Here is an 8508-nt window from a genome sequence, read left to right as displayed (position 1 = left end):
ATGGCGCGGCTCGGCATACGCTTTTGAACTTCATCCAACGGCCGGTAGAGAAGCGCCGTGACGTAGGCGCCCGGGCCCCAGGTATCGGAAACCGGGATGTCGACTTCGCCGCCGCCCTTGGCGATCTCGACTTCCTTCATCAGGTCGAGGCCGGTGCCGAGCACGGTGATCAACGCCTTGCCGCCAAGCTTCGATGCGATGCGCAGCTTGGCGGTTTCGCCCGACTTGTAACTTTCCTTATCAAGCGCGACGTCGAGCTGTTCGGGACTGTCGACGTTTTCGCCCGTGGTGTACCAGCCGGCGCTGAAGATGACGCTCGATGCCGGGCCGCTCGCATCATTCGATGCCACGTCGAGGCGATAGCGGCCCCAACCGATGCTTTGGGAAAGTTTTGCCGGCGTGCCGGCCGCAACCGTCAGCGGACCGCTGCCGATCTTGCGCTTCACGGTCACGGCTTCGTAGGTCCAGCTGCCGTCGCGGCGATACCATTGCCAGTTCGTATCGAGGCGCGTCAGCGTCCAGGTGAGATTGCTATTCGCTTCCGGCTTACCGTTCGCATCAAGCAACACCACTTCGAAGCCGGCGTTCTGGTCTTCAGGTGCCGTGAAGTTTTCGAACAGCGGCTTGATGCCGATGCGTTCCAGTTTCAAATCGACCGGCAGCGTCAGATTACGTTCGATCGTGCGACCGCCGGACTCGCGCAGCTTGACGGTGATCGCGGCTTCAAGTGGCTTCGGTGTTTTCGGCATCGCCGGCAGCACGACGGGGATCGCCGCCTTGCCGTCTTTGTCCATCACGAGATTGGCTTCGAGAGGCTGGCGCGCCGGATTTACGAGTTCGTCGGCCTGGCCGAACGAATAACCGGCATAGCCCGCGACGTCCTTGTTCGATGCCTTGACGACGACTTCGCCTTCGAGGCCAAGACCAGCGGCGGGGGGACCGTAAAGATAGTGGCCGTCGGCGTTGATCGTCTGGTTTTCGTCCGGCATCAGCACGGGAGCATTCGCGGACAGCTTCATATCGAGACGTTCGGGCACGAAGTCTTCGACTAGGAAGGCGCGCTCAGCAATCGCCGGGGCTTTCGGATCGGTGTGCAGCCAGAGGCGCCACGTGCCGGTCATCGCGGTTTTTGCGAGGGGTACCGTCAGCGTGCGGCCGCCGAGGCCTTGGTCGTTCATTACGAGGCGCGTCTGCTCGACGCCATCGGGGCGCGAGACGATCAGCGTCGTCGGCACGGCGGAGGCTTTGCCGAACCGGTCGCGAACGAGCGCGGTGATGTTGACTTCGTCGCCGCCGCGATAGACGCCGCGTTCGGTATAGACGTAGGCGTCGATCGGGCCAGCTGGGTCGCGGCCCTTTACGCCACGGTCCGACAAGTCAAAGGCATTGAGCGTCAGATCGAGAAAGGCATATTCGCCCGCACCTTTTTCGGCGACGAGAATGGCCGGTGCCGTGCCGCCTTCGCCCTTGGTGATGGCTGCGTCGAATTTCGCGTAGCCGCGTTCGTCGGTCTTGGCCGTCGCCAGCACTTCGTTGTTGCGGGCAATGAGCTTGACGCTCGTATCGGCAATCGCCGTCGCCTCGCTCAGCGAGCGCACCAGCGCATGAATGCCGTCATTGCCGGTGAACGCGGTAAGGCCGAGGTCGGAAACGATGAACCACTGCGTGGCGCGCTCGTAGCTGTCGTTCTTCGACTTCTCCGTGGGTTTTGCGACGACGACGTAGACGCCCGGTTCCAGCGTGCCGGTCGCGTCGGTGACCGGAATGGCGGTCGTCACTTCCTCGTTGAGCTTCGAGGCGATGTCCATCTGGCCCTGATAGACCTTGATGCCGGAGCGATCGCGGATCGTATCGACGTCATAGCTCGAGAGCTGGCGCTGCAAGTCGCCAGACTGAAGCGTCGTCGCGAGATTGCGGTCGCCAATGCGATAAATTTCGACGTCGATCTTGCTGGTGTTCGTCGTGACGACAGGAATGCCCTGCTGGCCGCGCGAGGGCAGCACGTAAGCCTTGCCGGTGAAGCGCACAAACGACGAGCGGTCCGGAACATAGACGGCAATGTCCGCCGTCTTGGTCAGTGTCTCGCCGACTTCGGACGGTAGGCCGGCGCGGATCTGAATTTGATAGCGCGCGCCATACTTCAATCCTTCAACGCAAAGCTGCTTGCCTTCCTGGACGAGGTTCTGCGGGTCCTTGCCATCAACCGAGATAAATTTCGCGACATCCGTCTGCGTGCGGCTCAGGTCTTCCGAGAATTCGAGGCAGAGACGCGGCGGCGTCGCTTCGTTGTCGGTCTTGTAGTCGGTCATGCGGAAACCGTACTGGGCGCGCAGCTTGTCGTAGGTTTCGCGCGTCGTCTGGTTGTCGGCGAGATCGAGGCTGAGTTTCAGCGCGTCGATCGCCGGGCGCCAATAGGACCGCGCCTCAAGCGTTTGTCCGAGAACGAAAAGCGCGTGCGCCTGGTCGGCTGGTTCGGTCGCCCGCTGATAACCGCGGTAGGCAGCGCCCGACGCATAGACGGGAAGATCGTAGCGCTCGCTGCCGTTGTCGGTGTCGGGCTTGATGGCAAGAAGCGCCTCAGCCAGCCGCGTCCAGGCCTTCCAGTCCTTGTCGTCGGCGGCAACCGCGTTCGCCAAGCTTCGCGAAGCGGCGCGCGGATCGGCAGCGAACACTTTTTCGGCTTCGGCCTCGAGTGCGGCCGGGCTTTTGCCGTCCGGCTTCCAGTTGGCTTTGAGGAAGGTTTCGTAGCGTTTGGCGTCGGCCGCGACGCCTTGGTGCGAGAACGTCTTCTCCGCGGCACTAGCGCCAAAGGCCGTCGCCAGCAGGAGGGTCGAGACGAGTGCAAAGCGCGCGAAGAAAAGCATGGGGGGTGCCATCCTGTTTGAGTGAAGCTGAGCGGCGGGCAAGCGTCCTCAGCTTAAACCGGGGGGATTATTGAGCCGGCGTCGATCCATTCGGAAGCCCAACAGGAGCCAACGGCCGAAGCGCGGCGGTAAATTCCGAATTGCCGGTGCTTGCGCGTTCTTGCGCTTTTTTTCTAAGCGGCTGCGGGACGACGGCCAATCCTACCACGCGCACGGAGCGCGGGGATAACTTCCCAGGGTAAAAAGATGCAGTAATGCACGCGGACGCATTCGACTCGCGCGCATGCGCAATGTCGCGTGATGCCAGAGACTGAACGGCAGTTAGTGGTGGTGGTTGCGGGGCATCGCGTCGGATTCATCCGTTTGCCCGGCCGCAATGATTTCGGGCGCCACGGCTCCGGCTCGGACCGGCTTGATCGGCCTCGCCGCAGCCCACAGTTTTTCGAACGATGCTGCGGCGTAGAGCCGGATCGAGGCATCGCCCGAATGATAAACCTCGAAAGCATCGCGTTTGTTCGGATCGCGGCGCAGGCAATCGCCAGTCCAGACGTGGGTGCCGACGACGAGCTGCTCATGGGCAGCGCCGAAGCGCGGATCGCCGAGGACGCGGAATTCGCCGCAGCTGATATCGAGCAACGACACGGCCATCGGATCATCGGCGTGCGTCTCGCCGAATATGACTCTGACGCTTACGCCCAGGTCGCTTTGAGAAAGCGCCGCACAGACGGCTCGCGCGGCGGGACTGTCGGGATTGCGCACGACAATCGTAATGGACTCGGCTCCGGTTGCACCTTCGGGCCGATGCGTAAGGCCTACGGAGATGAAGTCCTTGAGCCGGGCTTCCTTGTCAGTTCGAGTCGCCATCATGAGAAGCGGAGGCGAAGCGATGCGCATGTGCGATTTCCCATCTCAATTCGACGCCGACCGTCACTCGGAACTGCCACCCGGCGGGCATTCGGCAGGCCCATTAAGCCGAGAAGAACGTTAAGCAAGCGTTGCGGCTCGGGTCGATTTGTGGCGAACCCAGTTATCTCTTTTTCTGTCAAAGCATTTTTCATTCGGCAGCCGGTGGTGCGATGCGGCGAATAAATGCCCGGTCCTCGGCAGAAAGCTGGTCTTCGGGGAGGCGCGGCGGCGGTTCGTGGCCGGCCGAGGCCGGCTCTCGCACGTGCGGGACGATCGGTTGTCGGCGCCTGACAACGTTCGCCCAATTCTGATCGGCGCCAGCCAACGCCACTTTGAGTGAGTCTGGGATGGCGGCTTCGCTGACCGGCACAGTGAAAGTCGCCGTCTCCCGCTGCAACGTGACGCGCGCCATCGCCGGCTCGCGAACTGATTGAGAATTTGCGTCGTCGTTGGCCTGCGCGGAGTGTTGCGCTCTCGGCATCGGGACGACGGTCGCGGTCGTATTGCGGGACGGCGGCTGCACGATCGGTGCCGTTCGCGCCGTGTTGCTGTTGGCGGCTTCGACCGTTGCATCTGCTTCGGGCTGCGCGGCGGGTGTTCGCCGGGTACGCGGTGGCGCGTAATAGGGTGGCGACGCCGGATCGGGCCGATACGTTTCGGCGTAGGGGCCGAAGCGCATTGCGTGTTGGGGATCGATGGACTGCGTCGGCGCGGACGATGCGGCGTGCCGTTCGAAGTTTGGCGCTGGGGCTTCCCGCTTGGGTACCTGCGCATCCGGCAGCACGCGTGTCGCCGGTTTCGGCAAGTCTGGACCGCGGGTGTTCCGAACGCCGTCCTCTTCCGCTTCGGCGCGGCGAGCGGCGCCCATGACGGCACCGAGGATGATGTCGGACCAGGCGCCCTGTGCGAACTTGTAAACGCGAAACGATTCCGAGCCCGCGAATTTCGAGCCCTGCCGCCCGAGCCGCTTCTGGATGCTGCCGGTGGTCGGCAGCATCGTGCGCTTGAAGATTTTTTCTCTTTCGAAGCTCGCGAACAGGTTGGCGAGGAGTTGGGCTTCGACGCGCAGTTCCTCGCGCTCGGTTGGGTTCATCCGGGGCGGCGCGTCGAGAGGCACGGCGACGTAGTAATCGCCGTTCATGTCGAACACGACATGGCGAAACAACTCGAAATTCTCACGGATTTGCTGGTCGCGGTGGATGTCATTGAAACGCGACAGGATTTCAATGACGGGGCCGCGCTCGGCGGCCTTCATCTTAGGCACCAGACCATCGAGACGGTTCGCCGGTCGTTGCGCCATTGAGACGAGAAACAGGCAAAGGTCGACGAACACGGCGACGGCCAGCGGAACGTAGTCGCGTTTGGACAGTCCCGCAGCTTCGCCATCGAAGGCGCGGCTGGCGCGGACTTCGGCATTCGGCGGGTTCTCCACCGATTGGACGGCTTTCTTTTGCAGTTCGCGAAGCTCTTCGGCCGATGGCGGCATCTTGAACGAGAGCAGGCCGTAGAAGCTCGTCGTCAGGCGGCGAAACGCTTCGATCGTCGCTTCCGAACCTTCGACCGCCGCGACTTCTGGTTTTTGCAATTCCGGAAGTTGATCAATGGCTTTGACGACGCCGCGCAGCGCCATCTGCAATTGGGGATCGGGGCAGGAGACGATTGCGTTTTTGCCATCACCGAACGTCGTCCGCTCGGCGCGGTCGGCAAGATCGGAGCGGATCTGGCGCAACTGCGGATCGGTGCGGAATGCGTTGAAGCCCGTGACCGTCAAGTCGAGCTTGCGGCCGAGGGCGCGCATGAACTCGTTGCGCGTGCCGGTCTTCGGGTCGAACGTCGACGCATCCGAGGATACGATCTTAGCGAGATCGCCGTTCAAGGCTTGCATGTCGCCGTTGACCGAGCCGACGCGGCCCTTGACGAATTCGGACGCGAACGAAAAGCGCTGCGCATCCTCCTCGCGCATTTTGCGCCGCGGACCGTCGCCGGGCTTCGAATTTGGGCACGACGTGCCCTTCGTGCGTTCGAGCTCGGCCTTGTCGGTCGATATCTGCGTCAGCTGCGTGAGTGTTCCCTGCAACTGTTCGAGGCGCGTCGAGGCGGCGTGCAAGGAATTTTGCACCTGCGACACGGCGCTTTCGGCGGAGCGGGAGGCTTCGCCGCGGCTTTCGAGGACCTTCCAGTAGAAGCCGAAGCCGAACCCGATCGAGATCAGCGATAGAAAGATATAGCCGCCAGCGTAGGAAAGTTTTGTCGTCAGCGTGTGCGGCTTGAACAGCTGGTCGAGCAGCCAGATGATCATCGTCATCAGCATCGCGACGGAAAAGCCGATGATGACGCGATGTACCAGGGGCAGGTCGCCCATGTTGGCTTCGATCAGCTCAAGCATGCCGACGTAGGTTGCGACCCAAGATAAGGCGCCGAGGCCGAAGATCAGGATCGATCGCTTGATGTCGCGCGGCGGCTTGCGTTCGGTGTGGCTGTCTTCACGTTCCGCTGTGCGCGACGAAGTTGTCCCGCGCCTGAATTCAGGAACTTCAAAGTTCATCGCCGCCAACCCGCTCGGTGCCGAATGCGAACGAGAATCGCGCGGCAGTCAGCGTTTTTCATGTCGCAACTGCGGCTGAGCGATGTTCGGCGATAGGCGGAATTCGTATGGTCCTTTCACTTGCGTCCTCGTCTACGCTTCGCGCAGCCGGCCGCGAACGCGGGCATTCCTTAGTTCGGACTGAGGGCGCGCAACTGTTCATCCGCCGGTGATCGTTCGCGCGGGCTCGTGCCTTTGCTCGCCAGCGTCTCGGCATGCGGAGCAGCGAGCGGCGCTGCGGAAATGCGCGCCGTAGCTGGCGTGCGCGGCTTCGACGGCAAGAGATCCCGTCGTGGATTCGACTTCGCATGACCGGCGAGGTCGCGTAGCAAAACGTCGAGCAATGGCGCCGCTATCTGCGCGGCGTGCAGATCGTGCGCCCAGGGCTGTGACGCGGCGCCGGTTCCAACAAGCACGACATAGGAATAGGCGGCGCCGTTCGTGAACTGCAGGCCGCCGGACACCCAGGCGTCGACAGTGGCATTGGGATCGAGCGAAACCGACGTACCCGTCTTGGCGAAATGCAGCCGCAAGTCGCCGCGACGGCGCGCGCACCATTGGCTGAGGCTCTTCAGTGTTCCGTAAGACGTGCCAGCAGCTTGATAGCAGAGCGGGGCTTCGAGCAGCCTTTTGATCAGCGACACGGCGCCGGGCCGGATCAGGGATTTCGGAATGATCGCCGGTCGGGCTTCGGCCACAAGGCCGCCGCCGTCTTTGCCCTTCTGCGTATAGTCGTAGGCCGTGATCAACGTCGGCGGCTTCACCGGCTTTGTGCCGCGCCCGATCAGCGACGCCAGGATGACGCTCGACATGAATTGAACGCGTCGCGGCGCGCCGGCGATCTGTCCCAGCACGACGGCCGTCGACGGCGGCGTACCGCCCGATTGCGCAGCAGGCGGCATCGCGAAGCCGAAGCCGTCGATCAGCCGCTTGATCGGCACTTGTCCGAGTGCTGCCCCGCGATTGATCAGCGGAGCATTGAGGGAGCAGGCGAATGCCACGAGGGCCTTGCGCGCCTGACGGCTGCCACCCTTCGCGCAGGTGTCGAGCCCGGCCGCCGGTGCCTGCGGATCGATGTAGAGACTGTCTGCCGTATCGCGGCCTTGGTTGGCGATGGCGATCGCCAGCAGCATCTTGCCAGTTGACGCGACTTGACGGCTTTCGGCGCCCGGATCGTAAAGACCGTTATCGGTGCTGCGGGCCGGCAGCGAGCCGAAGTAGGCGGCGGTCTGGCCGGCCTCGTAATAGCGCACGATATGGCCGTCGCCGTCGGCTGCGACGACGATGACGTTTGGAAGCGTTTTGTCGACACTCACCTTTTTCGGATCGAGTGTGAAAGCGGCGTCAATGCGCGACGACCATTTCGTGTCGAGTGCGGTCAATTCGGCGTCGACCTTGTCGCGAAACGCCAGGTTGTCGCCGATGTCGAATGTCGTCGTCACGCCGCGCACATAATCGCGCCAGCCGAAGCCGTAGCTCTGCTTCATCTCCTCGCGGATGCCGAAGCGCGCCGCCGGTAGCAACAGGTTCGCCCGAATGACCGGATTGGCCTCGGCGCGTTTCGCTTGATCGGGCACGAAGCGCTCGAGGGCGGCCTGCAGCTTAGGCTTCACTTTCGGGTCGGGCGGGCCACCGGCAAGCGCCATGAGCTCGAACACGACTTTCTTTTGCTCGGCTTCGTCGGTGATGAGCCGTTCAGCGCACATGCGGGCTCTAACTTCGGTGATGTAGCGCCAGCGATCCAGCCGGACTTCGTTCAGCCGATCATTGCCCTCAAGCAGGATGATCGGCTTGTTGACGGCGGAAGCGAGAACGAATTGCTCGGCGGTCGAAAGGTCCTTGGCCTCCTTTCCGAATACAACCTGGCTCGTCACCTCGACGCCGTGCAGCGGCTGGCCGCCGGTGCGCTGCGCCAGCCAGATGTGGTTGGCGGCCCATTGCTTCAACAGGGTATCGTCACCGCCGCGCGTCAGCTCGCGGTAGATCACGGGCGCGAGCCACCACTCGCCGAGTTTTCGCATGATCTTCGAAACGCCGCCCTCGTCCCGGCTCGGCGGCGTCTGGTATATGACGCGGGCGAACTGCATCGGTAGCGTCGAGCCGCCGACGCCGAGGAGCGGTCGGCGCGCTGCGATCGAGCGCGTGAGCGTCGAT

General features: G+C 63.0%; 4 protein-coding genes. All 4 read right to left on the bottom strand.

Features of this window, described 5'->3' with window-relative positions; translation table 11 throughout:
* On the bottom strand, positions 1–2864 hold a 2864-nt coding region (locus tag VN623_RS08640; protein ID WP_325570117.1), incomplete at its 3' end, for an alpha-2-macroglobulin family protein.
* Positions 2865–3185: 321 nt separating this feature from the next.
* Positions 3186–3758: a hypothetical protein gene (locus VN623_RS08635; protein WP_325570115.1), complete on the bottom strand. Its 573-nt coding sequence runs from the start codon at positions 3756–3758 to the stop codon at positions 3186–3188.
* 160 nt (positions 3759–3918) lie between these two features.
* The gene (locus VN623_RS08630) at positions 3919–6315 is read right to left on the bottom strand and encodes a hypothetical protein (RefSeq protein WP_325570113.1); all 2397 of its coding nucleotides are present in this window, start codon (positions 6313–6315) and stop codon (positions 3919–3921) included.
* 170 nt (positions 6316–6485) lie between these two features.
* A partial coding sequence (locus VN623_RS08625) for a transglycosylase domain-containing protein (RefSeq protein ID WP_325570111.1) occupies positions 6486–8508 on the bottom strand: 2023 nt, incomplete at its 5' end.

Origin of the sequence: Hyphomicrobium sp. (genome assembly GCF_035572195.1) — a bacterium.
Lineage (GTDB): Bacteria > Pseudomonadota > Alphaproteobacteria > Rhizobiales > Hyphomicrobiaceae > Hyphomicrobium_B.
This window is presented reverse-complemented; position numbering and strand designations above follow the sequence as displayed.

What these genes read in the sequence shown, in the direction of transcription:
- VN623_RS08635 (WP_325570115.1), bottom strand. Translation starts at nt 3,758, where the DNA reads ATGCGCATCGCTTCGCCTCCGCTTCTCATGATGGCGACTCGAACTGAC.
- VN623_RS08630 (WP_325570113.1), bottom strand. Translation starts at nt 6,315, where the DNA reads ATGAACTTTGAAGTTCCTGAATTCAGGCGCGGGACAACTTCGTCGCGC.